21 protein-coding genes and 5 pseudogenes are annotated in these 24,251 nt (G+C 71.4%); 14 read left to right on the top strand and 12 right to left on the bottom strand.

What is annotated here, in order from left to right; translation table 11 throughout:
• Together ACFWR9_RS05760 and ACFWR9_RS05755 are read left to right on the top strand one after the other, a co-directional pair.
• Nucleotides 1-390, top strand: a pseudogene (locus ACFWR9_RS05760) (glyoxalase); the annotation flags it as partial.
• A gap of 107 nt (nucleotides 391-497) precedes the next feature.
• The gene (locus ACFWR9_RS05755; protein ID WP_383836029.1) at nucleotides 498-1,850 is read left to right on the top strand and encodes a phosphatase PAP2 family protein; all 1,353 of its coding nucleotides are present in this window, start codon (nucleotides 498-500) and stop codon (nucleotides 1,848-1,850) included.
• A 62-nt stretch (nucleotides 1,851-1,912) separates the two neighbouring features.
• On the opposite strand, the gene ACFWR9_RS05750 is transcribed toward ACFWR9_RS05755, so the two are convergent.
• From ACFWR9_RS05750 to modA, 3 genes are read right to left on the bottom strand one after another with little or no spacing between them, the layout of a single operon-like run.
• Entirely contained in the window at nucleotides 1,913-3,001 is a 1,089-nt protein-coding gene (locus tag ACFWR9_RS05750; RefSeq protein WP_383836027.1) for an ABC transporter ATP-binding protein, read from the bottom strand.
• Nucleotides 2,998-3,807: a molybdate ABC transporter permease subunit gene (gene modB, locus ACFWR9_RS05745; protein WP_383836023.1), complete on the bottom strand. Its 810-nt coding sequence runs from the start codon at nucleotides 3,805-3,807 to the stop codon at nucleotides 2,998-3,000. The genes ACFWR9_RS05750 and modB overlap by 4 nt, the downstream gene beginning before the upstream one ends.
• Nucleotides 3,804-4,631 (bottom strand): molybdate ABC transporter substrate-binding protein, encoded by an 828-nt coding sequence (gene modA / locus ACFWR9_RS05740; protein WP_383836021.1) that lies wholly within the window; start codon nucleotides 4,629-4,631, stop codon nucleotides 3,804-3,806. The genes modB and modA overlap by 4 nt, the downstream gene beginning before the upstream one ends.
• A gap of 125 nt (nucleotides 4,632-4,756) precedes the next feature.
• Between modA and ACFWR9_RS05735 the strand changes: the two are divergent.
• Nucleotides 4,757-5,112: pseudogene (locus ACFWR9_RS05735) on the top strand (molybdopterin-dependent oxidoreductase); the annotation flags it as partial.
• Between the two features lie 77 nt (nucleotides 5,113-5,189).
• On the opposite strand, the gene ACFWR9_RS05730 reads toward ACFWR9_RS05735, so the two are convergent.
• Nucleotides 5,190-5,585 carry a helix-turn-helix transcriptional regulator gene (locus ACFWR9_RS05730; protein ID WP_361357045.1) on the bottom strand — a complete coding sequence of 132 codons (396 nt, stop codon included), beginning with the start codon at nucleotides 5,583-5,585 and terminating at the stop codon, nucleotides 5,190-5,192.
• 156 nt (nucleotides 5,586-5,741) lie between these two features.
• Between ACFWR9_RS05730 and ACFWR9_RS05725 the strand changes: the two genes are divergently transcribed.
• From ACFWR9_RS05725 to ACFWR9_RS05715, 3 genes and pseudogenes are all read left to right on the top strand, one after another.
• Nucleotides 5,742-6,521, top strand: a complete 780-nt coding sequence (locus tag ACFWR9_RS05725; RefSeq protein WP_383836017.1) for an Fpg/Nei family DNA glycosylase — start codon at nucleotides 5,742-5,744, stop codon at nucleotides 6,519-6,521.
• Between the two features lie 45 nt (nucleotides 6,522-6,566).
• Nucleotides 6,567-7,493 (top strand): annotated as a pseudogene (sigJ, locus tag ACFWR9_RS05720) (RNA polymerase sigma factor SigJ); the annotation flags it as partial.
• Between the two features lie 155 nt (nucleotides 7,494-7,648).
• A pseudogene (locus ACFWR9_RS05715) lies at nucleotides 7,649-7,945 on the top strand (oxidoreductase); the annotation flags it as partial.
• Between the two features lie 47 nt (nucleotides 7,946-7,992).
• Here ACFWR9_RS05715 and ACFWR9_RS05710 read toward each other — a convergent pair.
• Nucleotides 7,993-8,757 carry a polysaccharide deacetylase family protein gene (locus ACFWR9_RS05710; RefSeq protein ID WP_383836014.1) on the bottom strand — a complete coding sequence of 255 codons (765 nt, stop codon included), beginning with the start codon at nucleotides 8,755-8,757 and terminating at the stop codon, nucleotides 7,993-7,995.
• Nucleotides 8,758-9,032: 275 nt separating this feature from the next.
• Between ACFWR9_RS05710 and ACFWR9_RS05705 the strand changes: the two genes are divergently transcribed.
• Entirely contained in the window at nucleotides 9,033-9,611 is a 579-nt protein-coding gene (locus ACFWR9_RS05705) for a DM13 domain-containing protein (RefSeq protein WP_383836011.1), read from the top strand.
• Nucleotides 9,612-9,849: 238 nt separating this feature from the next.
• A complete protein-coding gene (locus tag ACFWR9_RS05700) occupies nucleotides 9,850-11,148 on the top strand; it encodes an LPXTG cell wall anchor domain-containing protein (RefSeq protein WP_383836008.1) in 1,299 nt (432 codons plus the stop codon).
• 310 nt (nucleotides 11,149-11,458) lie between these two features.
• Here the strand turns inward: ACFWR9_RS05700 and ACFWR9_RS05695 are convergent, their stop codons facing one another.
• Nucleotides 11,459-13,003 (bottom strand): fused MFS/spermidine synthase, encoded by a 1,545-nt coding sequence (locus ACFWR9_RS05695; RefSeq protein WP_383836005.1) that lies wholly within the window; start codon nucleotides 13,001-13,003, stop codon nucleotides 11,459-11,461.
• 76 nt (nucleotides 13,004-13,079) lie between these two features.
• Entirely contained in the window at nucleotides 13,080-13,592 is a 513-nt protein-coding gene (locus tag ACFWR9_RS05690; RefSeq protein ID WP_383836002.1) for a hypothetical protein, read from the bottom strand.
• Between ACFWR9_RS05690 and ACFWR9_RS05685 the strand changes: the two genes are divergently transcribed.
• A complete protein-coding gene (locus ACFWR9_RS05685; protein ID WP_383835999.1) occupies nucleotides 13,582-13,755 on the top strand; it encodes a hypothetical protein in 174 nt (57 codons plus the stop codon). The genes ACFWR9_RS05690 and ACFWR9_RS05685 overlap by 11 nt on opposite strands.
• Before the next feature lie 43 nt (nucleotides 13,756-13,798).
• Here ACFWR9_RS05685 and ACFWR9_RS05680 read toward each other — a convergent pair whose 3' ends face one another.
• Together ACFWR9_RS05680 and ACFWR9_RS05675 are read right to left on the bottom strand one after the other, a co-directional pair.
• A complete protein-coding gene (locus ACFWR9_RS05680) occupies nucleotides 13,799-14,080 on the bottom strand; it encodes a metal-sensitive transcriptional regulator (protein ID WP_383835996.1) in 282 nt (93 codons plus the stop codon).
• Between the two features lie 28 nt (nucleotides 14,081-14,108).
• Complete coding sequence (locus tag ACFWR9_RS05675) at nucleotides 14,109-15,065, bottom strand: hypothetical protein (protein WP_383835993.1); 957 nt, start codon at nucleotides 15,063-15,065, stop codon at nucleotides 14,109-14,111.
• Between the two features lie 177 nt (nucleotides 15,066-15,242).
• On the opposite strand from ACFWR9_RS05675, the gene ACFWR9_RS05670 reads away from it, so the two are divergent.
• Both ACFWR9_RS05670 and ACFWR9_RS05665 read left to right on the top strand, forming a co-directional pair.
• Nucleotides 15,243-15,533, top strand: a complete 291-nt coding sequence (locus tag ACFWR9_RS05670) for a heavy-metal-associated domain-containing protein (protein ID WP_383835990.1) — start codon at nucleotides 15,243-15,245, stop codon at nucleotides 15,531-15,533.
• Nucleotides 15,534-15,621: 88 nt separating this feature from the next.
• Nucleotides 15,622-17,880 carry a heavy metal translocating P-type ATPase gene (locus ACFWR9_RS05665; protein ID WP_383835987.1) on the top strand — a complete coding sequence of 753 codons (2,259 nt, stop codon included), beginning with the start codon at nucleotides 15,622-15,624 and terminating at the stop codon, nucleotides 17,878-17,880.
• A 455-nt stretch (nucleotides 17,881-18,335) separates the two neighbouring features.
• On the opposite strand, the pseudogene ACFWR9_RS05660 reads toward ACFWR9_RS05665, so the two are convergent.
• Nucleotides 18,336-18,518 (bottom strand): annotated as a pseudogene (locus ACFWR9_RS05660) (TetR/AcrR family transcriptional regulator); the annotation flags it as partial.
• 333 nt (nucleotides 18,519-18,851) lie between these two features.
• Between ACFWR9_RS05660 and ACFWR9_RS05655 the strand changes: the two are divergent.
• Nucleotides 18,852-19,121, top strand: a complete 270-nt coding sequence (locus tag ACFWR9_RS05655) for a hypothetical protein (protein ID WP_383835984.1) — start codon at nucleotides 18,852-18,854, stop codon at nucleotides 19,119-19,121.
• Between the two features lie 323 nt (nucleotides 19,122-19,444).
• Here the strand turns inward: ACFWR9_RS05655 and ACFWR9_RS05650 are convergent, their stop codons facing one another.
• Both ACFWR9_RS05650 and ACFWR9_RS05645 read right to left on the bottom strand, forming a co-directional pair.
• Nucleotides 19,445-20,881 carry an MFS transporter gene (locus ACFWR9_RS05650; protein ID WP_383835981.1) on the bottom strand — a complete coding sequence of 479 codons (1,437 nt, stop codon included), beginning with the start codon at nucleotides 20,879-20,881 and terminating at the stop codon, nucleotides 19,445-19,447.
• Between the two features lie 371 nt (nucleotides 20,882-21,252).
• A complete protein-coding gene (locus ACFWR9_RS05645; protein ID WP_383835978.1) occupies nucleotides 21,253-21,900 on the bottom strand; it encodes a TetR/AcrR family transcriptional regulator in 648 nt (215 codons plus the stop codon).
• 245 nt (nucleotides 21,901-22,145) lie between these two features.
• Here ACFWR9_RS05645 and ACFWR9_RS05640 point away from each other — a divergent pair, with 245 nt between their 5' ends.
• Both ACFWR9_RS05640 and ACFWR9_RS05635 read left to right on the top strand, forming a co-directional pair.
• Nucleotides 22,146-23,579 carry an MFS transporter gene (locus tag ACFWR9_RS05640; RefSeq protein ID WP_383835975.1) on the top strand — a complete coding sequence of 478 codons (1,434 nt, stop codon included), beginning with the start codon at nucleotides 22,146-22,148 and terminating at the stop codon, nucleotides 23,577-23,579.
• Between the two features lie 148 nt (nucleotides 23,580-23,727).
• Nucleotides 23,728-24,138 (top strand): four-helix bundle copper-binding protein, encoded by a 411-nt coding sequence (locus ACFWR9_RS05635; RefSeq protein ID WP_383835972.1) that lies wholly within the window; start codon nucleotides 23,728-23,730, stop codon nucleotides 24,136-24,138.
• Nucleotides 24,139-24,251 lie beyond the last annotated feature (113 nt).

Here is a 24,251-nt window from a genome sequence, read left to right as displayed (position 1 = left end):
CCCGCCGCGAAGTCCCTGTGGGGCTACGGCGGCGTCGTCCAGGCGCCGGACGGCACGATCTGGCAGCTCGCCACCTCGAAGAAGAAGGACACCGGCCCGGTCACGCGGGAGTTCGACGAGATCGTGCTCCTGCTGGGCGTCGAGGACGTGAAGGCCAGCAAGCAGTTCTACGTCGAGCGCGGGCTCAGCGTCGGCAAGAGCTTCGGGGGCAAGTACGTCGAGTTCGCCACCGAACCGGGCACGGTCAAGCTCTCCCTCTACAAGCGGCGCGGCCTCGCCAAGGTCGCGGGCGTCGCCGCCGACGGCACCGGCTCGCACCGCCTCGTACTCGCCGGGGAGACCGCGCCGTTCGACGACCCGGACGGCTTCGCCTGGCAACCCGCGCAGTAATACATTCGTCTTCTTGTGCTGACGGGTTGGTAACCCTCCCGTCGACCGAAAGGTCGTTATTCGCGCAAATCAGTAAAAAGACGCAAACAGAATAAAGATTGAGATACATGCCATCACGGATACCCTCGCGCATACGTTGGCGTCAGCCGCGCGCAAGACTCTGGGCCGTGGCGGGTGTGGCGGCTCTCGCGTTCCTCGTCGCGCTGGAGATCGCCGCGCGTCGCTACGGCCTGCCGGGGCCGATCACCAACCAGGCGAAAGAGGTGGTGTTCGCCCCCGTTTCGGGACCACTGCTCTACGCCGGCCTGGCGCTGACGATGGTGGTCCTGACCTGGCGTCAGCGCTTCGTCGCGGCCGCCTGCGCGGTCGGCATCGACATCGTCTTCGCGCTGGTGCGCTGGGCGGCGGGCGCCACCGTGTCCGGCAGCCACTCCTTCGGCAACGGCGCGCTGTGGGTGGTCCTCGGCTGCGCGGTCGTCGCGGTCACGCGCCGCACCGGCCGGGAACGGGTCCTGCTGCTGAAGGGCGTCGGGCTCGGCCTGCTGCTGGTGGCCGGCCGCAAGACGGGCGACGCCTGGCTGCTAATCACCGCGAAGACCCACCCGAAGGTGCTGGACCCGTACGTGGCGGTCGCCGATCACGCGCTGGGCAGCCCCTCGTGGCTGGTGGGCCGGGTGGTCAGGGCCTCGGGCCCGGCCGGTGAGCACGTCCTCGACTGGGTCTACGTCCAACTCGCGGTGGCCGCGGTCGTCGTGGCGCTCTACCAACTGCGTCATGTCGCCGCCGAGCGCCGCTTCCCGCGCCACCACCTGGTGCGCACCTTCCTGGTGATCGGCCTGCTCGGGCCGGGCATCTACATGATCTTCCCCGTGGTCGGACCGATCTTCACCTACGGCACCGGGGCCTTCGGCACCGGCGGCGAGCAGTGGGCGATCGCCACCCTGTGGCCGGACACGCCGCCGCCGATCAGCGCGCCCGCCGCGGTGGCGTACGACGGGATCACCCCGCGCAACTGCATGCCCAGCCTGCACACGGCGTGGGCCACCGTGATCTTCCTGCATTCCCGGAAGGGACCGAGGATTCTGCGCTTCGCAGGAACGTTCTGGCTCGTCGCCACGCTCAGCGCGACGCTGGGCTTCGGCTACCACTACGGCATCGACCTCGTCGCCGGTGTGGTGTTCGCCGTCACGGTCGAGGCGGCCCTGCGCTCGTTCGACCGCGGCTGGGACCGGGCGGGAATTCAGCTGGTCGCCCACGGGGCGCTCGTATTCGCCGCGATCCTCGCGTCGACCCGCTATCTCTCGCTGGACATGGCCCGCCACCCGCTGGTGTTCGGCCCCCTCCTCCTGCTCGCGATGGCCTCGGTCATCCACGGCTACGCGCGGACCACGAGAGGGTGGCAGCCGACGGGCGCGGCGGTGCCGGCGAAGCAGCCGGAGCCTCAGCTGGAGGCGGCCTGACCCGGCCGGGAACATCGGCCGAGGCGTACGCCCCGCGCCGACCCGACGCGGGGCCTACGTCGTCAGTCGCGGTAGGCGTGCGTCTGGGTGGCCTTGACCGTGGCCCAGACGGTGCCGCCGGGACGCAGGTCGAGTTCGGCCGCGGCGACCGTGGTCAGGTCGGCGGCGAGGGGGAGTTCGCCGGTGAGGTCCGCGCGGATCTGGTCGCCGTGGGTCTCCAGTCCGGCTACCTCGCAGCGCCACAGGTTGCGGGCGCTGGAGCCGGTGGGGCGGTCCCGGTGCAGGGTGACCGCGCTGGGCGGGAACGCCACGAACACCGGCCCGGTCAGGTCCTCGGTGGTCGTGATCGCGGGCCCGTCGTCGAGGCGTACCGCATGCCCCTCGGCCCGCCCCCGGTAGAGGTTGAGGCCGACCAGGTGGGCGATGTAGTCGGTGCGCGGGTGGCGGGCGATGTGAGACGGGGTGCCTTCCTGGACGACCCGGCCGTCCTCCACGACGACGAGGTGGTCGGCGAGGACCATGGCGTCCAGCGGGTCGTGGGTGACGAGTACGGCCACGGCCTCGAAGTCGGCCAGGTGACGCCGGAGTTGGGCGCGGACGTCGAGGCGCGTGCGGGCGTCGAGGGCGGCGAGCGGCTCGTCCAGGAGCAGTAGCCGGGGGTGGGTGGCCAGGGCGCGGGCGAGGGCGACGCGCTGGGCCTGGCCGCCGGAGAGCCGGCGCGGCTTGGCGCCCTTGTGCTCGGACAGGCCCATCCGGTCGAGCCAGACCGCCGCCTGGGCCCGTGCCTCGGCCTTGCCCGCGCCGTGGCAGCGCGGTCCGAAGGCCACGTTGTCCAGCGCGGTGAGGTGGGGAAAGAGCAGGTAGTCCTGGAAGACGACGCCGACGGGCCGGGACTCCGTCGGCGTACGGTCCAACTCGCGTCCGTCGAGGCGGAGATGGCCGTCGGACAGCGGGACGAGGCCGGCCAGGGCGCGCAGGGCGGTGGTCTTGCCGGCGCCGTTGGGGCCGAGCAGGGCGACCACGTCGCCGGGTGCGGCCGTCAGCGTCACGTCGAGACGGAAGTCCCCGCGCTCGACGACGAGCCGCGCGTCCAGCCCGTCGGCGCGGGGCGCGGGGGTGCCGGACGCGGGCGGCTTCTCGGTCCCGGTCATGAGGCGGTCATCCAGCGGTCGCGCAGTCCGGCGAGTACGGCGATGGACACGGCCAGCAGTACGAGGCTGAGGGCGATGGCCGCCTCCGGGTCGCTCTGCAGGGCGAGGTAGACGGCCAGCGGCATGGTCTGGGTGCGGCCGGGGAAGTTCCCGGCGAAGGTGATCGTCGCCCCGAACTCGCCGAGCGCCCGGGCCCAGGCCAGCACGGCGCCGGCGGCGATGCCGGGCGCGATCAGCGGCAGGGTGACCCGGCGGAAGGCGGTGAAGCGGGAGGCGCCGAGGGTGGTGGCCGCCTCCTCGTAGCGGGGGTCGGCGGCGCGCAGGGTGCCCTCGACGCTGATGACGAGGAAGGGCATCGCCACGAACGCCTCGGCGAGGATGACGCCGGTGGTGGTGAACGGCAGGGTGATCCCGAACCAGGAGTCCAGCCACTGCCCCACGACCCCGTTGCGGCCCAGCGCCATCAGCAGGGCCACACCGCCCACCACCGGCGGCAGCACCAGTGGCAGCGTCACCAGGGCCCGTACGAGACCGCGCCCGGGGAACTCGACCCGTGCAAGGAGCCAGGCCAGCGGCACGCCGATCACCATGCTCACCACGGTCGCCGCCGTGGCGCAGATCAGCGACAGCCGCAGCGCCTGCCACACCTCGGTACTGGTCAGCAGCTCCGGCATGCTCGCCCAGGGCGCCCGGATCAGCAGGGCGACCAGCGGCAGCACCAGGAAGGCCAGGCCGATCAGCGCGGGCACGAGCAGGGGCAGGGGAGCCCCGCCCTTCACCCGCGCACTCCTGGGCGGTGGGGTCACAGTGCGGTGAACCCGGCCTCGGTCAGCACCTTCTGGCCCTCGGCGGAGCGCACCAGCTCGATGAACGCCTCGCCCACCTCGGCGTTGGGCGCGTCCTTGAGCAGGGTGATCGGATAGTCGTTGACGGCGTCGGCCGCTTCGGGGAATTCCACGCCCTCCACCTTGTCACCGGCCGCCCGCACGTCGGTCTTGTACACGACCGCGGCGTCGGCCTCCTTGAGCACCACCTTGTTCAGCGCCGACTTCACGTCCTCCTCGTAGGAGACCGGGGTGAGATCGAGATCCGCGGCGGTCAGGGCCTTCTCGGCGGCGGCCCCGCACGGCACCGACTTGTCGCACAGCACGACCTTCAGGCCGGACCCGGGCAGGTCCTTCAGGGAGGCGATCTTGTCGGGGTTGCCCGGCAGGGTGGCGATCTCCAGCCGGTTGCGGACGAAGGTGGCCGGCGTCCCGGAGGCGGCGTCGGCGTCCGTGACGACCTTCATGGTCCTGGGGCTGGCGGAGGCGAACACGTCGGCGGGGGCGCCGCTGGTGATGCCCGCGGCGAGCGAGTCGCTGCCGCCGAAGTTGAAGACGACCTTGGTGCCGGGGTGCTGCTTCTCGAACTCCTCGCCCAGCTCGGTGAAGCTCTCCGTGAGCGAGGCCGCGGCGAAGACGTTGACCGTCCCGGAGAGCTGCTCCGAACCGCCGGCCGAGCCCTCGGACTTCTCACCCGAACCGGAGTCCGAGTCGGAGGACGAACAGGCGCTCAGCGCCAGCAGCGCGGCGGCGCTCGCCCCCACCACCTGCACGGTGCGACGGGTCCGGCGCGCGGAACGGGTCATCACGGGTCCACTCCCTCTGGTCCTGATCCTGCTGGGCTGGCTGCGCTTACGCCGATGATAATGCCGCAGATGCCACCCGGAAGTCTCCTGTTACTTCGCATGAGCAGGCGCAACCCATCTCTGGCATGGCATGTGCGTTTGTACGGGATGCCCGGCCGGGTATCGTCGTCATCACCGGCGACCTGGGCCGCCCGGCCCGCCTGACCGTCCCCGACCTCGCGGCCTGGCCCCAGCACACGGCCCAGGTCGCCTTCGAGTGCGCCACCAGCGGCAGCCGGCACCACCGCTTCACCGGGCCGCTCCTGCACGACGTCCTCACCGCCGCCGCTCCGGCCTTCGACCCCGCCCGCCGCAAGGACCGGCTCCGCTTCCTGATCGCCGTACGCGGCGCGGACGGCCACCACGCGCTGCTGTCCTGGGCGGAGATCGACCCGGACTCGGCCGCGCCCCCGTCCTCCTCGCCGTCGCCCTCGACGGCACCGCCGGACGGTCACGGCGCACTGAACGGTCACGGTACGCCGAGGTCCAGCGCCTGCCACCGCGCCGGGAGGGCCCCGCTCAGCCCCGGTCGACGTGCACGTTCGTCGACTTCACCCGGGCGGTGGCCTCCATCCCGACCTCCAGGCCCAGCTCCTCCACGGCCTCGCGCGTCAGCAGCGACACCAGCCGGTGCGGGCCGGCCTGGATCTCGACCTGCGCCGCCACGTCACCGAGTTTGATCGCGGTGACGATGCCGGGGAAGGCGTTGCGGACCGAGGTGTAGGACGCGTCCTCCTCGCCGCTGCCGCTCTGGGCGAGTTCCACGGAGAAGGCGGCCAGGTCCTTGCCGTCGATGAGCCGCTTGCCGCCCTCGTCGCGGTGGGTCGTCACCCGCCCCGCGTCCGCCCACCGGCGCGCGGTGTCCGGACTGACGCCGAGCAGCCGGGCCGCCTGGCCGATCGTGTATGCCTGCATGGGCGCCAAGATAGGCGACCCGCGGCGGCCCGATGCACGGAGCCCGCGGCGGCGTGCTGCACGGAGCCCGCGGCGGCACGATGCACGGAGCCCGCGGCGCGCGCACCATGGGACCGGGGCCGGGCGAGGTGGCCCGCGTTCCGGGAGGAGGCCCGCGTGCCGGAGCTGCCCGACGTCGAGGGATTCCGCAGGGTGCTCGAATCCTGCGCCGGCGGCAGGGTCGTCCAGCGCGTCGAGGTGCGCGACACCGGGGTCCTGCGCGGAGTGAGCGCCCGGCGGCTGCGCGAGGAGCTGGAGGGCCGGCGCTTCACGAAGGCGGAACGCCACGGCAAGTGGCTGCTCGCGCGCACCGGCGGCCCCACCGTGCTGCTGCACTTCGGCATGACGGGCCTGCTGCTCTGCCACCGCCCCGACGACCCCGCCGACCCGCACGACCGGGTCCTGTTCACCGTGTCCCGCGACCGCCAGCTCCGCTATCGCGACCAGCGCAAGCTCCGGGGCCTGTGGCTGGCCCACGACGAGTCCGACGTCGCCCGGCTCCTGGACCACCAGGGACCCGACGCGATGACGGTGGACCGGGAGCACTTCGAGGCCGCGCTCGGCGCACGGCGCGGCAGCGTCAAGACCGCCCTCACCGACCAGTCCGTCCTGGCCGGCCTCGGCAACCTGCTCGCCGACGAGATCCTGTGGCGCGCCCACCTGCACCCCACCCGCCCGGCGAGCGACCTCACCGAGCCCGACCGCCGCCGCCTCTACACGCACATGCGCCGCACCCTGCGCTCCGCCGTCCCCGCGGGCCGCGTCCCGCCCCGCGACTCCTGGCTCACCGGCCACCGCGACACCCCGGACCCCACCTGCCCACGCTGCGGCACCCACCTGCGCCATTCCCGCGTGGGCGGCCGCGGCACGGTGTGGTGCCCGCACTGCCAGCGGTGACCAGGCGCCGACCGTCCGCGCGCCGCGGCCGCTGGGATCCGGCCCATGGCCCTGACCATGAACGACGTGGAACGGTTCGAGGCGTCCAGGCCCCGTCTGGAGGCCATCGCCTACCGCCTCCTCGGCTCCGCGAGCGAGGCCGAGGACGCCGTGCAGGAGACGTATCCGCGCTGGCAGGCCACCGACGTCGACCGGGTCGAGGTCCCCGAGGCCTGGCTGACGAAGGTGCTCACCAACCTGTGCCTCAACCAGCTCACTTCGGCCCGCGCCCGGCGGGAGACCTACGTCGGTCAGTGGCTGCCCGAGCCGCTGCTCGCCGGCGACCCGATGCTCGGCCCGGCCGACACGGCCGAACAGCGTGAGTCGGTCTCCTTCGCGGTGCTCGCCCTGCTGGAGCGGCTGTCCCCGGGCGAGCGTGCGGTGTACGTCCTGCGCGAGGCGTTCGGCTACGCGCACCGGGAGATCGCCGGGATCCTCGACCTCACCGAGGCCGCCAGCCAGCAGATCTTCCACCGCGCCAAGAAGCACGTCGCCGAGGGCAAGGCCCGTACCGAGATCGACGATGCCGCCGCCCGGCGGGTCGTCGAGGAGTTCCTCGCCGCGGCCACCAGCGGCCGTACCGAACCGCTCGTCGCCCTGCTCACCCAGGACGCCGTGTCGATCGGCGACGGCGGCGGAAAGGTTCCGGCCCGGGCCAAGGCGTTCGAGGGCGCCCGCGCGGTGGCGACGTTCATGCGGGGCCTGTTCAAGCCCGGCAAGGCCAAGCGCGCCCTGGCCGGCGGCACGGTCGGGATCTACGCCGACACCGCGAACGGCGACCCCGCCGTGGTGGCGGTCGTGGACGGCCGGGTCATCGGGGTCATGTGCCTGGAGATCACCCCCGAGGGCATCGCCGGGTTCCGCAACCAGGTCAACCCCGACAAGCTCGAACGCACCACCCGGCGCTGGGCGTCCACCGACCGCGGAGAACCCTGTTCAACGCCTTCTGACCCACACCCATTCGTATGTGACGCGCATCACGCCCTGCTCCTGTCAGGAAACGGCGGGCCGCCCGGTTCAAGGGGCGAACCCGCCGAAGGGCTCCGGACCCCGGAGACCGTCGGACCCCGGAGACAAGGAGCAGGGAAATGCAGCACCGCATCGTCGTCCTGGGCGCCGGCTACACCGGAGCCATCGCCGCCGGGCGCCTCGCGAAGCGACTGCGCCGCGAGGATGTCGCCATCACCCTCGTCAACGCCGAGCCCGACTTCGTCGAACGGGTCCGGATGCACCAGCTCGCGGTCGGCCGGCAGCTCAGGCCCCGGTCGCTCGGCGAGATGTTCGCGGACACCGGGGTCGAAGTGCGGCTCGCGAAGGTCACCGGCGTGGACCCCGACCGCAGGACGGTCACCGCCCACCACGCCGGCCGCGCCGGCGGGACGGGAGCCGCAGACTCAACCCTCTGAGGTCCGCTCGGGCAGACCGACCGGGATCAACGCACGGGAAACCCGAACGAGTACCCCTGCTCCGCAAGCCAGGGAAGGACGCGACGCAGGGCCTCGACGGTCTGCGAACGGTCGCCGCCCGCGTCGTGGAAGAGGAGCGTCGGCCCGTTCGCCAGCTCCCGCTGGACCGTCTCGACGATGGCGTCCGTGCCCGGCCGCTCGAAGTCCTTGGTGTCCACGTTCCAGCCCAGCGGACGCATCCCGTGGGAGGCGGCGAGCTTTCGGCTGTAGGGGGTGAAGGCGCCGCCGGGGGCCCGGTAGTACATCGGCCGCACGCCGCCCGACGCCTTGATGATCATCCGCTCGGCGTCGAGGATCTCCTTCGACTGGTACGCCTCGGACTTCTTGTCCATGGCCGTGTCGTGCGACACCGAGTGGTCGCACAGCCGGTGCCCGGCCGCGACGACCTTCTTCACGAGGTCCGGGTGGGCCTGCGCCTGCGTCCCCGTCACGCAGAACGTGGCCTTCACCCCGTACTCCTCCAGCAGGTCGAGCACTTGAGGCGTCCACGCCGGGTCGGGCCCGTCGTCGATGGTGATGTTCACGCCGCGCGCCCCCGCGTCCGAGGCGTGCGCGATGGTCACGTCGACCGGCTTCACCGCAGCCGGCGACCTGGACGCCTGCGGCGCCGAACTGCCCACGGCATCGGCCTGCGCGGTCCACACCGAGGCACCGACGGCGAGCATCGTCACGCCGAGCGCGGCCCCGACCAGCTTGCCGTACCAGCCCCGTCCACCACTGTGCCGCGCCATGCCCGCCCCGCCTTCCCGCAGTTCACCGACGAACCTCGGTAACCCGGGTCCACCTGGCAGGACGAGGAGAAGAGAGCACGGGATCCGTCCGTTACGGATCACGGACAATCCCGGAGAAGTTCCTGGACAGCTCGACGGGACCTCGGTGGCCTCCTGCTCCCCACCGTGGGACGTAAGGATTTCGTCATCCGCCGAACGACGCTGCCCGGCCGCTCCGTCAGTTGAATGGACGCGATACGGAAGCGATACGGAATTCTCCCCGGGAGGCGGACGGTATGGGGCGTGGACGAAGCGCGAGGGTCGGGCCGTGGCTGGCCGGCGTGCTGCTGGTGGCGGTCGCCGGGGCGGGCTTCGGGCTGTACTGGTTCCAGCCGTGGAAGCTGTGGCAGGACGAGACGGTCCACGAGGCGCTGCCCGTCACGGTGGACGTGAACACTTCGCGCGTCCCCGCCGAGGGGCCGTCGTCGTCCGAAAAGCCCTCCACCCCTCCCCCGGCCGAGCCGGTCACCCTGGCGAGCGGCGAGCTGATCAGCCACGAGCACGCGACGTCCGGCACGGTGAAACTCGTGCGGCTGGCCGACGGTTCGCATGTGGTGCGGGTGGAGGACCTCGACACCAGCAACGGCCCCGATCTGCGCGTCCTGTTGACCGACGCACCGGTCAAGGAGGGGCGGCCCGGCCGGCACGTCTTCGACGACGGGAAGCACGTCGGCCTGGGCAAGCTCAAGGGCAACAAGGGCAGCCAGAACTACGCAGTGCCCGCCGACGTCGATCCGGCCCGCTACAGCAGCGTCAGCATCTGGTGCGACCGCTTCGACGTCTCCTTCGGCGCCGCGGAACTCGCCGTCACCTGAAGCGGGGTGGCCGCCACGGGTGATGACATGGCTCACACAAAAAGTGCGGCCTACGAAGGCAACTGTGCCCGTAAGTGCCGTTTGTTCATGCGTCGTGGAGGCTTTTCCGGCATGGGCGCGAGAAACCCCCTGTGACCTCGATCAAGCAGGTCATACCATCGCCGGAGCGTCGCACCGCGTGAAGATTCCGTGAGCGCGACGCCCCTCGCTTCCTTTCGCCACCCGACCAGGGGTCCATGTGAAGATTCGCCGTGTTCTCGCGACCGCCGTCGCCGCCGCCGTGACCGCCCCGGTCGTCCTCCTGTCGTCGGCGCCCGCCTTCGCCGACGAGAAGCCCGCCGCGCAGACGCAGAAGGCGAAGCCGACGGTCGAAGAGCTGAAGCAGGCCGTCGAACGCGCGCAGAAGGAGTACGACGCCGCAGTCATCGCGGTGAGCGACGCCATCAAGTTCCTCACGGAGGGCTTGGAGGAGGAGACCTACCCGACCAAGGCCGCGCTCATCGAGGCCGAGAAGGCCGCCGAGGCCGCCGCCAAGGCCAAGACCGAGGCCGACCAGGCCGTCGTGGACGCCCAGGCCGAGCTGGACGCCGCCACCACCGACGAGGACAAGGCGGCGGCGCAGACGGCGCTGGACGAGGCCAGGACCGCCGCCACGGAGGCCGCGGAGGCCAAGACCGCCGCCGACACCGCGGTCACCGAGGCGCAGACCGCCCACGACGACGAACGCGTCGCCCAGACGCGCAAGATCGGCCTCCTCCAGAAGGCGCGGGACGAGGCCAAGAAGAAGCTGGAAGACGCGGAGAAGGCGCTCGCGGACGCCGAGGCCGGGGAGGGCGAGGAGCCGGTCGGCGACTGCGTCCCCGAGCCCGAGCTCACCGCCGTCGTCAGCGGACTGCCGGACAAGGTCGTCGGCGGCACCACGGAGACCTTCACGCTCCGGGTCACCAACGGCACCGGCAGCACGATGGACGAGGTGTACCCGTTCGCGTCCGTCCACGGCTTCGACACCAAGGGCTACAAGGAGCTGGACTCCTATCTCGACCTGGAGTGGTCCACCGCCGCCAACCCGAAGTGGCGCGACGCCGGCCTGCTGGGCGGCACGTCCCTCGGCTCCCTCAAGGCGAACACCTCGGTCGACGTCAAGCTGCGCCTGAAGGTCGACGCGGACGTCCTGGCCGGACAGGGCTCGGTCTACGTCACGGCCGACTACCTCAACGACGACCACTCCTGCGGCGGTTACCCGGACCTGAACGACCACGCCTTCCAGATCCTGCCCAAGGACGGCGACGGTGTCGGTGACCCGGGCAAGCCCGAGGACCCGAAGGACAAGCCGGCCAATCCCAACAAGCCCACCGGACAGGGCGGCACCTCCACCACCCCGGTGAACACGTCCAGCGGCACCGGCACCGGCTCCCTCGCCCAGACCGGCTCGAACGACGCCCTGCCGAAGATCGCCCTCGCGGGCGGCGCGGCACTCGTCCTCGGCGCCGGCGCGGTGATCATCACCCGCCGCCGCAACAGGAACACCAACGCCTGACCGACCCGACGAGACGCGCCCGGGCCCGTTCCCTCCAGGGGAATCGGGCCCGGCCCCTTCTGCCGCTCCGGGAGCGACTGACGCGCGCTGCCGTCGTCCACTTGCGTCATCGTCGGAGGCGCCCCCCGACCTAAGCCGCGTGGACGCTCAAGGTTCTGCTGGCGGGGTGAGGGTGGCCGGGGCAGCCTTTCCGTGGCCCGTGGCCGTGGCCGTGGCCGTGGCCCGTGGCCCGTGGCCCGTGGCCCGTGCCCCGCCCATGCCGGCCCCCATCCGCTGACTGGCCGTCTGCGGCATCCGGACGGGCGTCAGGTCACTGGCCGCGCCGCGTGCGGGTGGGCTGAAGGAGCTGGTCGACGGGTGCGTAGTCGTCGGTGAGCACTTGGGCATCGCCGATCCAGGCGGTGAGCCTGCCCCCGTCGGCGATCTTCCAGCCGGTCCGCCGGGCGTCCAGCGCCTTCTGCGTCGCGCGCAGGTCGACGGGCCGGTCGGAGGCGAGCACGACCAGATTGCCGCCTTCGGGTGTGGCGCCCGGGTCGAGGCCGATGTCGCCGGGTTCGCCGACGAGGGCGACATGCTCGAAAATCTCGCCGAGGGTGGCCACTTCGGCACGCGCGAAGTCCAGCCCACCGTGGTCGATGAGATTGGCGACGTAGAGCCCGTCCTCCCTCAACACCCGCCGTACGTCCGTCATCGCCTCCACCGTGGTGAGGTGCCACGGCACGCTGACGCCCCCGAAGGCGTCGCCGACGACGAGGTCCCGACTGCCGGTGTCCAGCCGCCGCAGGCCGAGCCTGCCGTCCTCGGCGCGTACGTCGATACCGCCGACCGACCTCAGACCGAGTCGCTCCCGGTCGATGCGCACGACCCCGCTGTCGATCTCGGACACGAGGCTGCGCGTCCCGGGCCGCGTGGCGGCGAGGTACCGGGGAAAGGTGAGCCCGCCACCGCCCAGATGATGAGCGGCGAGCGGCTCACCCTTGGGAAACGCGGAGTCGACCACGGACGCGACGGCGCGCACGTACTCGAACTCCAGGAACGTCGGATCATCGAGGTCGACGTAGGAGTGCCGCACACCGTCCAGCACCAGCGTGCGCCCGCTGTCCCGCTCGGGATCCGCGACCACCCGCGCGCAGTGGTACCGGGTCTCGGCGTCGCAGCCACCGGGCGCGACCGCGGTGGCGAGACCCCCGGCGATGACCACGAGGGCCAGGGCAGGGGCGCCGCTCCACCCGCGCGTGCGCCACTCGACCAGCGCCGACCCGACCACCAGCAGGGTCCCGAGGCCGATCAGGATGCCGCTGACCGGCAACCGCGACACGAGGACGAACCCGGTGAGCACGGTGCCGAAGATGGCACCGACGGTGCCGACGCCGGACAGCCGGCCGACGACGGTCCCGGTCTCGGCAAGGCTGGTGAGCCGCAACTTCGTCACCATCGGCGTCACCGCGGACAACAGCGCGCCCGGCACGAGGATGGTCAGCGACGCGATGAACAACAGCGCCGTCGGCGCCCACTCCGCGGTGGTGCGCAGCACGGCGGGGGTGAGCCCCGCGACCGCTCCCGACACCCCGAGCGAGGGCCCTATGAGCCGACGCGGATCGACCTGGTCGGCGAGGCGCCCCCCGAGCCAGGACCCGACGGCGATCGCCGTGAGAGCGATGCCGATCACCATGGTGCTGGTCTCAAGAGTGAGCCCGAGATAGGGAGCCAGCAGCCGCAGAGCAACGATCTCAACCACCAGCACCGCGGCGGAAGACCCGAACACAAGCGCAACGGCCCCCCGCGAACCCACCCCGCGCTCGGGAGCCTTGCCTTCGGCGACAACCAAGGACGACGAATCGGTCACGGCCGACATCTTCCCACGCGATTCACCCTTGTCGGGCCGGGAAGCGGTTGAACGGTTTTGGCCGAAGACAAGGACGCGGTAGGGGTCATGCCCGTCCCCGTGCCCGGTGCCGCTTCGCGTACGACCAGGTCACCGCGGTCATCAGGGCCGGGATGGCGAACAGCGGGGCGAAAGCGCACCCCCAGACGGTCTGTGCCGTACCGCTCGACATGTGCGTCTGGCTCTCGACGGTGAAGGCGACGACGAGTTGCCACAGCGCCACCAGTACCAGGACGCCCGAGGCGGTCCAGGCCAGCGGGGTGACGACCCTGGGGTGCAGCGGCCGCCACCGGTCGCTGACGAGCAGCAGCGGAAACAGAGCGGCCAGCTCGGTGAGGACGGAGAGACCGACGACGTATGCGATGCCCCAGCCCGGGATGTCGAAGACGTCGCGCAGCACTTGGTCGCTGTAGCCCACATAGACACCGGATGCCATGGCGATGCGCCACAGACCGGACGGGACGGCGCACAGAGCGATGGCGTGGGCGGCGCGGCGAGCCCAGACAGGCGCGGGTGCGGAGGCGGGGAGAAGGGCGGTCCCTGTCGTCATGACGCACATGCTGGCCCTGGACCCGGCGACCACGCGTCGTCCGCTACGGCGGACCACGTCCGCCCTGCGAATGAGGGCGCACCCACTGAGGGAGGACCTGAGGGGGCAGTACTACCTCGGCACGACGTTCGAGCCCGGATCCGGCGGCCCCTTCGAGGGCCAGCCGCTCTGACGAGAGGCTGGCCGCCCCACGTTCGTGCGCGCGGCCGCCCACCTCAGGAGCGCACGAGGCGGGCGATGGCGTCGCCGGCTTCCTTCAGCTTGATGTCGCCGGCGCCACTGCCGTCCGCCACGGCGGTGCGTACGCAGGTGTCCATGTGCTCGTCGAGCATCTGCAGGGCGAAGGACTGCAGGGCGCGTGTGGTGGCGGAGACCTGGGTGAGGACGTCGATGCAGTAGGTGTCCTCTTCCACCATCCTCTGCAGTCCGCGGACTTGCCCTTCGATCCGCCGTAGCCGCTTGAGTACGTCCTCTTTTCGACTGCTGTAACTGGCCATCGGCCTCTCCTCCGTCCCGCTCGCAGAGTCAGTGCTGGTGGTTGCTGTCGCTGTGCTTGTCACTGGACGCCGGCTTCGGTGTGCTGTCGGGCGTGACGTTTCCGGTGTGGACGGTGAAGGCGGCGGTGCGGACGGTGCCGTTGTGCTGGAAGTCGAGGAAGAGGCGGTACGTTCCGGCGCTGGGCGCGGTGGCGGTGAAGGAGACGGCGGGGCCGGGCTTGGTGGCGCCGTCGCCGGGTTCGCCGTTCGGGTGGACATGGAGGTAGGCGAGGTCGCCGGAGCGCAGGGCGACCAGGTGGCCGTAGGCGCCCAGGTAGGGCTCCAGGTCGGTGACCGGGCGGCCGTCGCGGCTGACGCTGAGGGTCAGGTCGCTCGCCTTGCCGGGGCGCAGGTCGCCGTTCAGGGTGACGGTGTAGCCGTCGGTCTTGGTGGTGTTGGCGGGTTCGGGCAGGGGCGGTGCCTTGTAGGTGCCGGAGGCCGCGAGGTCCGCGCCCAGGGTGAGGTTGGCGGCGCCCTCGGCGGCGGGGGTGAAGTCGGCGAAGACCCGGTAGGTGCCGGCGGCGGGCAGGTCGACGGGAGTGCTCCAGGTGCCGTCGGCTGCCCGCGTGGGGTGCAGGTGGCGGTAGGTGACCAGGTCACGTGAGGCGACGATGAGGTGGAGCTCCTTGCCGTGCTCGCGCCGATAGGAGGTCACCTGCCGTCCGTCCCGGTCGCGGACGGCGAAGCGGAGTTCGCTCTTCTCGCCCGCGGTCACGCGAGGGGTCTTGAGGTCCAGGGTGTACCCCGCCTCGGAGATCTGAAGGCCCGCGGGGGCCGCGTCCGCGTGTCCGCTGTGGCCGGACGGTCCCGAACGGTCGTGCTCCGCGTGCGCCGCCGGCTCCGGGTCCCCGGCGACGGGGCCGAACGCCCCGCCGACCCCGTAGGCAGTGCCGAAGGTGACCGCGAGCGCGGCAGCGAAAACGGTGATCTTTACGCCGGTGTTCATGACGTGCCCTTTCTTCCGGTGGTGCCGCTTCTGCTGGAACCAGCGCCGACTATATACCCCATGGGGGTATATGCAAGTGGGCCGTCGATGTTTGCGAATGATACCCCGAGGGGGTATACATGGAGAGCAACGGCAGTACCCCCCAGGGGTACATGATCGGCCAATCTAGGAGGAACCATGTCCTGCTGCACCCCTGACGGAAGCTGCTCCACCGGCACCGGCACCGGCACCGGCACGGCTACGGCCACCGCGGGCACCACCACCGTCTACAACGTCTCCGGAATGACCTGCGGGCACTGCAAGGCCACGCTCACCAAGGAGATCGGCGCCGTGGACGGTGTGCTGGCGGTCGACGTCGACCTCGAAGCCGGCCAGGTCACCGTCACCACGGCGGACGAGCCCGACGACGCGCTGCTGGCCAAGGTCGTCGACGACGCCGGGTACGAGCTCGCCGGCCGCGCGGCCTGAAGGGCCCGCACACCGGCCGGGCCCACCCGCGGGCCCGGCCCCCTTCTCCCAGACTTTTCCGTTGCCCCGACCAGCCCGAGGAGTAGTGATGGCTACCACGGTCCCCGACACAGCCGAGGTGGAACTCGCCATCGGCGGCATGACCTGCGCCTCGTGCGCCGCCCGGATCGAGAAGAAGCTCAACCGGATGGACGGGGTCACTGCCACCGTCAACTACGCCACGGAGAAGGCCAAAGTCCACTACGCCGGTGACGTGTCCGTCCCGGAGCTGATCGCCACGGTCGAGGCGACCGGTTACACGGCCCGCGAGCCCGAGCCGGTTCGGTCCGAGTCCGCGCCCGGTACGGAGAGCGCCGAGCCGGCCGACGAGCTGCGGCCCCTGCGAGAGCGGCTGGTGGCGGCCGTGGTGCTGGCCGTTCCGGTGATCGCGATGGCGATGGTGCCGGCGCTGCAGTTCGAGTACTGGCAGTGGCTGTCGCTGACGCTGGCGGCGCCGGTGGTGACGTACGCCGCCTGGCCGTTCCACAAGGCCGCGTTCACCAATGCCCGGCACGGTGCGGCGACCATGGACACGCTGATCTCGGTCGGCACGTCGGCGGCGTTCCTGTGGTCGCTGTGGGCGCTGTTCTTCGGCAGCGCGGGCACCCCGGGCATGACCCACCCCTTCGAGCTGACCATCGCCCGCACCGACGGCGCCGGGAACATCTACCTGGAGGCCGCCGCTGGAGTGACCGCATTCATCCTGGCCGGTCGCTACTTCGAGGCCCGCTCCAAGCGCAAGGCCGGCGCCGCGCTGAAGGCTCTCTTGGAACTGGGCGCCAAGGACGTCACCGTGGTGCGGGACGGCCGTGAGGAGCAGATCCCGGTCGGGGAGCTGAAGGTCGGGGACCACTTCCTGGTCCGGCCGGGCGAGAAGATCGCCACCGACGGCACGGTCGTCGAGGGTAATTCGGCCGTGGACGCGTCGATGCTCACCGGCGAGTCCGTGCCCGTGGAGGTCGGTGCCGGGGACGGCGTCACAGGGGCGACCGTGAACGCCGGTGGCCGCCTGATCGTGAAGGCCACCAGGGTCGGCGCCGACACGCAGCTCGCGCGGATGGCGAAGCTGGTCGAGGACGCGCAGAACGGCAAGGCCCAGGCGCAGCGGCTCGCCGACCGCATCTCCGGAGTCTTCGTCCCTGTTGTCATCGCCCTGGCGCTGGGCACGCTGGGCTTCTGGCTCGGCAACGGCGCGGGGCTGACCGCCGCGTTCACCGCGGCTGTGGCCGTACTGATCATCGCCTGCCCCTGCGCCCTGGGCCTGGCCACACCGACCGCGCTGATGGTCGGCACCGGGCGCGGCGCCCAGCTCGGCATCCTCATCAAGGGCCCCGAGGTCCTGGAGTCCACCCGCAAGGTCGACACCATCGTCCTGGACAAGACCGGCACCGTCACCACCGGCCGCATGACGCTGCTCGCCGTGCACACCACCGACGGCACCGACGAGACAGACGTACTGCGCCTGGCCGGCGCCTTGGAGCACGCCTCCGAGCACCCCATCGCTCAGGCGGTGGCCGCAGGCGCCACCGAGCGGGTCGGCCCCCTGCCCGCCCCGGAGGACTTCGCGAACGTCCCCGGACTGGGCGTCCAGGGCATCGTCGAGGGCCACGCCGTCCTCGTGGGCCGCGAGAAGCTCCTCGCCGAGTGGGCCATGGAACTGCCGGTCGCACTGGCACGAGCCAAGGCCGGAGCGGAGGCCGCGGGGCGCACCGCGATCGTCGTCGCCTGGGACGGCGAGGCCAGGGCGGTCCTGGAGGTCGCCGACGCGGTCAAGGAGACCAGCGCCGAAGCCATCACCCGGTTGCGCGCCCTGGGCCTGACGCCGATCCTCCTCACCGGCGACAACAGGGCCGTCGCCGAGGCGGTGGCCGCGGAGGTCGGCATCGACGCCGAGCACGTCATCGCCGAGGTCATGCCGCAGGACAAGGTCGACGTCGTCAAGCGCCTCCAGGGCGAGGGCCGATCGGTGGCGATGGTCGGTGACGGGGTCAACGACGCCGCCGCGCTCGCCCAGGCCGACCTGGGGCTGGCCATGGGCACGGGCACCGACGCCGCCATCGAGGCCGGCGACCTCACCCTCGTGCGCGGCGACCTGCGTGCTGCCGCCGACGCGATCCGGCTGGCCCGCAAGACTCTGGGCACGATCAAGTCCAACCTCTTCTGGGCCTTCGCCTACAACATCGCCGCCCTGCCGCTCGCCGCGGCCGGGCTGCTCAACCCGATGATCGCCGGAGCGGCCATGGCCTTCTCCTCCGTCTTCGTCGTCGGCAACTCCCTGCGACTGCGCGGCTTCAAGGCAGCAAACTGAGAAGGCTTCCCAAGAGGGTGGGGGCGCGCCGTCAGGCCCGCCCCCACCCTCTTCCCAACGTCACCTGTGCCGTGCCGAGTCCGCACCACGTCCCGCACGATGCCTTGGCCGCCGACTGAGCAATTTCCTTCGCTGTCATGAGCGCCGGCTGCGGTGAGCGCGTGCAGACAGTAGGTCGCCATCTCCTCCGGCGCGACGTCGTCGCGTAGTTCGCCGCGGGCTACCTCGGCGAGCAGGTCGCGGACGATGGCGTGAAGATGCCGCTGGGCCTGTTCGACATGGCCCCCTTGGTGGAGCACGGCTGCCAGCTCATTGCTGTGTCCCTCATGGGCGATCAGCGCGAATGCCCCGAGCACGGCCTGCAGTCGCTCATGGGGGGACCCGTCGCGGTCGCGGACCTCGGCGAGCTCGGCGACGTGCGCTGCCACCTGCCGTTCGTGCCAGGCGAGCAGGAGTGCCTCGACGTCCGGGAAGTACTTGTAGAGCGTGGCGCGACCGATGCCCGCTCGCTCGGCGATCTGCGACATGGTCAGCGCACGCAGGCCGTGCTCGCTCACCAGCGCGCCGGCAGCGTCCAGGACCGCCTCGCGGACGGCGCGGCGGTGCGCATCGACTGTCTGATCCCACAGCTTCGGCATCCGACAAGGACTCGCTGAACACGCCTTCGACCTCCTCTTCTCGACACCCGGACGCCGGACCAGGAATGCCGATGTGGGTGAAGGTATGTGGCGGCATCGTCGTGGCCTTGGTCGTGTTGTTCCTGGTCGTTCACCTGACCGGCGGAGGAATGGCAGGTCACGGCCGGTGATGCCGCCCCGTGTGCGCAAGGTCGCGCTGACCGTCCATGTCTCCGTCCCGGTGGGCCGGCTCGGCGCTGCTGGAGCGTCCTGGTCCCGCTGAGCGTCGCCTCGCTGCTGACCGGTCTCGTTCAGTCGCTGGGTACTGCCTGGGGGCTGCTGCGGCATTACTGGGTGACAGCGAAACCGCTGATCACCGTCCTGGCGACGTTGGTGCTGCTGGTGCACATGCAGCCCATCGGTCACATGGCTGGCGCGGTGACGCAGGCGACGCCGGCCGGTGGAGAACTGGCCGGCCTGCGCATACAGCTCGTGGCCAATGCGGCAGCCGCGATGGTCGTTCTTCTCGGTGCCGTGGTCTTGTCGGTCTTCAAGCCGCGTGGTTTGACGGGCTACGGTCGGCGTCGGCGTCGGCGCCGTGTGCCAGTCGCTCACCGAGACTGATGCCTCCGCTTCTGGTCGCATCCTCCGCTGACGGACCAGGCACAGAGCGAGGCCCTGTCGTCGAACTCCCGGCTGTCCCGCGACGCCATGCGGCACTCTCGTGGCACCGGGCGCCCCGATCCAAGTACATGCCGTACGAGGCTCAGGGACCGGCGCGCCGAGAGCACGCACCTGACGCCGTGAGGCCCGCCCTTCGGGCGGACGACGGGAGTTTGACGACAGGACCTGCGCTGGTCGTCCAAAGGCGGACGGGGCCGTTCCGCGCCGACATCGTCAGCACGGATCGGCCCCGTCGGTTGCCAGGACGCACAGCAGCCCATGGATCAGGCGTTGACGGATTCGTTGCCGGCGACCGCCGAGGGCTCTTCAGTGCCGGGCGCCGAGCGGCTGCGCATCAGCACTGCCGTCAGCAGGCCGCCCGCGGCGGCGATGGTCGCGGCGCCGATGAAAGCGGCGCTGAAGCCGTCGGTCAGGGCGGGCAGGTTGCCGATCCGGTCCGCGCCCTGGGAGGTGGCCAGGGCGGTCAGGGCGGCGAGCCCCAGTGCGGAACCGACCTGGTAGGTGGTGTTGACGATGCCGGAGGCCAGGCCGGCCTGTTCCTGTGGCACGCCTGAGATCGCCGACATCATGGCGGGGATGTAGGCCAGCGACATGCCGGTCGCGGCGACCAGCGAGGCCGGCAGGACATCGACGACGAAGGTGCCGGTCGGCTCGACCGCCGCCAGCCAGACCAGGCCCGCTGCCAGGACGAACAGGCCGCCCGAGATCAGCGGCTTGGCGCCGAAGCGGCCCAGCAGGCGGGCGGTGATGAGCGTCATGAAGACCATCAGCAGGCCCGTCATCGGCAGCAGAGCGGCGCCGCTGGCGAAGGCCCCGTAGCCCAGGACCTGCTGCAGATAGAGGTTGAGGAAGTACCACATCGGGATCCAGGCGGCACCCAGCAACGTCATCGCCAGATTGGACACGCCCAGGCCCGGTGTACGCCACACCCGCAGCGGCATCAGCGGTGCCTTCACCGACTTCTGCACGACGAGGAACAGGGCCAGCAGTACAGCTGCGCCGAGGAGTTCCAGCACCGTCTGGGTGGCGCCCCAGCCGACCTCGGGTGCGCGGACGACGGCGAACACGGCGAGCGCCAGGCCGGCGGTGACGGACACGGCGCCGAGGACGTCGACCGAGCCGCGGCTGCGCGCGACGGCGGGCAGGAGCCCGGTGGCGGCCAGGGTCGCGATGCCGATGGGGACGTAGATGATGAAGACCCAGGGCCAGCTCGCCCACTCGGTGAACACGCCGCCCAGGAAGACGCCCGCGGTGCCGCCGGCGGGGGCGGCGGCGCCGTAGAGGGCCAGGGCCTTGCCGAGTTCCTTGGGGTTGTGGCCGAAGAGCATCATCAGCAGCGTCATGGAGGCGGGCGCGATCAGCGCCCCTCCCACGCCCTGCACGGCGCGGCCGGCGACCTCCACCCAGGCGGTATTCGCCGCCGCGGCGACGACGGATCCGGCGATCAGCACGATCCAGCCGCCTGCGAACACCCGCCGGGCTCCCAGCAGGTCGGACAGGCGGCCGCCGAGCAGCAGCAGCCCGCCGAAGGCGATGACGTAGGCGTTGAAGACCCACTGCAGGTCGCCCTGGGAGAAGCCCAGGTCGCGCTGCATTTCCGGCAGGGCCACCCCGATGATCGAGGTGTCCATGATGACCATGAACTGTGCGGTGGCCAGCACGACGAGTGCCCACCAGCGCCGTGGATTGACGGTTGACATCGTCAGTTCCCTCCCCAACGAATTGAATACCCCAGGGGGGTATCTCTGCTCTCGCGAAGGAACGCTATACCCCCACGGGGTATTCCGGAAGCCATTCCGGAAGTCTGGGTGAGTCGTCGTTCTGGTCGCGACGTCGGCGAGCCGGCAAGCCTTGCGTGCGCAAGGGTGATGACGGGGGAGGGAGTGTGTCCGGGTGACGCCGCCCTGTCGGCCGAGGGCGGGGGAGCCTTCGGGTGCGTCCGGCCCCCGGTGCTGTCGCCGGTGATTACGTGGCGCGCCGATATGGGCGTGCGTGTGTCTGTGTCGGGCTCGACCCCGGCGTCGGGCCGGCCGCAGACCCGGCTTTCACGCGGACGTCGGTCGAGTGTCCGTCATGCGGGCTGTGGGCTGTAGTAGCCCAGGAACATCTCGACACCGCTCGCGATGAGCCGGTCGCTGAGGTTGTCGTCGATGTGCGCGCCGTAGGAGCCGAAGACCATGTGCGGGAAGACCAGAAGCGCGTAGAGCTGGAGGATGGCCGTTTCCAGGTCCGGAATGGCCAGGCGGCCCTGGTCGGCGAGAGTGCGCAGGGCGTGGGCGACGGCGGGGTGATGGCCTTCGGGCCCGTGCTGCTGCCAGCCCCGGCCCAGCTCGGGGAACCGGTGGGCTTCGGCGGCGACGAGGTTGCGCAGCGCGGTGACGTCGTCATTGGTGCGGATCGAGTGGACCCATCGTCGGGCGGCGTCGAGCAGAGCGGCGTGGAGGTCTTCGGCCTCGGCGAGTCTCGCGAGCGCGGCCGACGGCTCCCCGGTCAGGGACTCGTCCAGCGCGCCCGCGATCACGGCGGTGAAGAGTGCTTCCTTGCTGCCGAAGTGGTTGTAGACCGTCACTTTGGAGACGCCCGCCGCCGCGGCGATGGCGTCCATGCCGATGCCGAAGCCGTCCCGGAGGAACAGTTCGCGGGCGGCTCGGACGATGGCCTGCCGCTTGAGTGCGGCGCGCGGTCCGCTCGGCGGCTGCTTGGTCCCTCCCATACTCATGCGCCGAGCCTATCACCGAGCTGTACTGAACAGTTGAGTTCAGATGAACTATTCAGTACAGTTCAGTTTAGGCCCTGAGGCGAGTGCGAGTGCGAGTGCGAGTGCTGTGCGGTAGGCGCGCTCGTCACTGCGTCGTACGGGCCGCCTGCCGGCCCTTTCTCCAGGGCCCTCACCGCTGCGCTCGGCCTCACCGCTGCGCTCGCCATGTCCGCTGCCCGCAGGATCTCCACGCCCAAGGACTCGAAATGACGCACTCGACCGTCGGCACGTCACACCCGCCAGGTCACGCCCACCCGCCTGCGCATCCACGCCGCTGGACCGCTCTGGCCCTCATCGGCCTCGCGCAGTTCATGCTGATCCTCGACGTCACCGTCGTGAACGTTGCGCTGCCTGATATGGCCGCCGATCTCCGCCTCGACCGCGCCTCGCTGACCTGGGTCGTCACCGCGTACACGCTCTGTTTCGGCGGTCTCATGCTGCTCGGCGGCCGCCTCGCCGATGTCCTCGGCGCCCGCCGGACCCTGCTGGCCGGACTGGCCCTGTTCACGGCCGCGTCACTGGCCTGCGGTCTTGCGGGCGACGCCGCGTCCCTGCTGGCCGGGCGCATCGCCCAGGGAGTCGGCGCGGCCCTGCTCTCGCCCGCCGCGCTCTCCATCGTCACGACCACCTTCCACGGCCCGGAACGCAACAAGGCCCTCGGCGTGTGGGCGGCCCTCGGCGGCTCCGGCGCCGCGGCCGGTGTACTGCTCGGCGGGGCGCTCACCGACGGGCCCGGCTGGCAGTGGGTCTTCTACGTCAACGTCCCCGTCGGCATCGTCGTACTCGCCGCCCTCCCCGCGGTCGTGGCGGCCCGCGCCCCGCAACCGGCCCGGCTCGACCTGCCCGGAGCGCTGCTCGTCACCGCGGGCACCGGCGCGCTGATCTACGGCCTGGTGGAGGCGGGAGACTCGGGCTGGGGGAGCCCGTCCACCCTGCTCCCGCTGGCCGGCGCCGTGATGGCCTACGCGCTGTTCGCCGTGGCCGAGCGGATCAGCCACGCTCCGCTGATGGACCTGCGTATGTTCACCCGGCGGCCCGTCATCGCCGGGGCGTTCCTGATGCTGATGGCCACGGCACTGCTGATCGCCTACTTCTTCCTCGGCTCGGTCTACCTGCAACACCTGCGCGGCTTCAGCCCGCTGAAGACGGGGCTGGTCTTCCTGCCCATGGCTCTCGCCACCGGCGTCGGCGCGCACCTGGGCTCCCGTCTGGTCGGCAGGATCGGCAGCCGTGTCATGGCCGTCGGAGGCATGGCGATCGCCGCCGCCGGGACCGTGCCGCTGACCCGGCTCTCGGACACGGGCAGCGTGTACACGGGGCTGCTCCCGGGCTTCGTGATCGCCTCCCTCGGCCTGGGCGCGGTCTTCGTCACCGCGACCACCACGGCACTCGCCATGGTCGGGCACCGCGAGGCCGGGCTGGCGTCAGGTGTCGTCAACACCTTCCACGAAGTGGGCGGCTCGATCGGCGTGGCGGTCGTCTCCACCGTCGCGGCCACCGGTTTCGAGAGCGGATCGGCCGACGGATTCACCGACGCGTTCACGCTGGCCGCGGTCGCTGCCGCCGCCACCGCGGCCGTGGCCCTGCTGCTCGTACCCCAAGGCAAACCCCGGATGACGGGCGGACCGCACGTGCACTGATCCCTGTGCGCGCCCCGCGAAGCCCGGGCTCCCTTTGCCGTGGCAGACGGGCGGCCGTTTGCGGTGGGCGTTGCGGTGATACCCGGCCGGTACCGAGGCGACGGGCGCCGTCCCGGTGCCCTGCCGACAGCAGAAGAGGAGCGGCACCATGAGCACCACCGTCAACGACATGCTCCGCACCTACCCCGCCGACCTGGGCGGGGTGGACCGGGAGGCCATGGCCAGGTGCATCGAGGAGTGCGTCGCCTGCGCGCAGGCGTGTACCGCGTGCGCGGACGCCTGCCTGTCGGAGGGCATGGTCGGCGATCTGACCAAGTGCATCCGTACCGACATGGACTGCGCCGACGTCTGCAACGCCACCGCGTCGGTGCTGTCCCGGCACACGGGCTACGACGCCAACATCACGCGGGCCGTCCTGCAGGCGTGCGCCACCGTCTGCAAGGCGTGCGCCGACGAGTGCGCCGCGCACGCCGACATGCACGAGCACTGCCGGGTCTGCGCCGAGGCGTGCCGACGTTGCGAGCAGGCGTGCAACGAACTGCTCGCCGGCTTGGGCTGAGACAGGGGCAGCACGCCGTCATGGCACCACAACGCCGGGGGGGGGGGCGGCGCGCGCCCGCGCCGCGCCCCCCCCCCCGCCGCGGCCGCCCCCCCCGCGGGCCCCCCCCCCCC

Source organism: Streptomyces sp. NPDC058534 (assembly GCF_042717365.1).
Lineage (GTDB): Bacteria > Actinomycetota > Actinomycetes > Streptomycetales > Streptomycetaceae > Streptomyces.
This window is presented reverse-complemented; position numbering and strand designations above follow the sequence as displayed.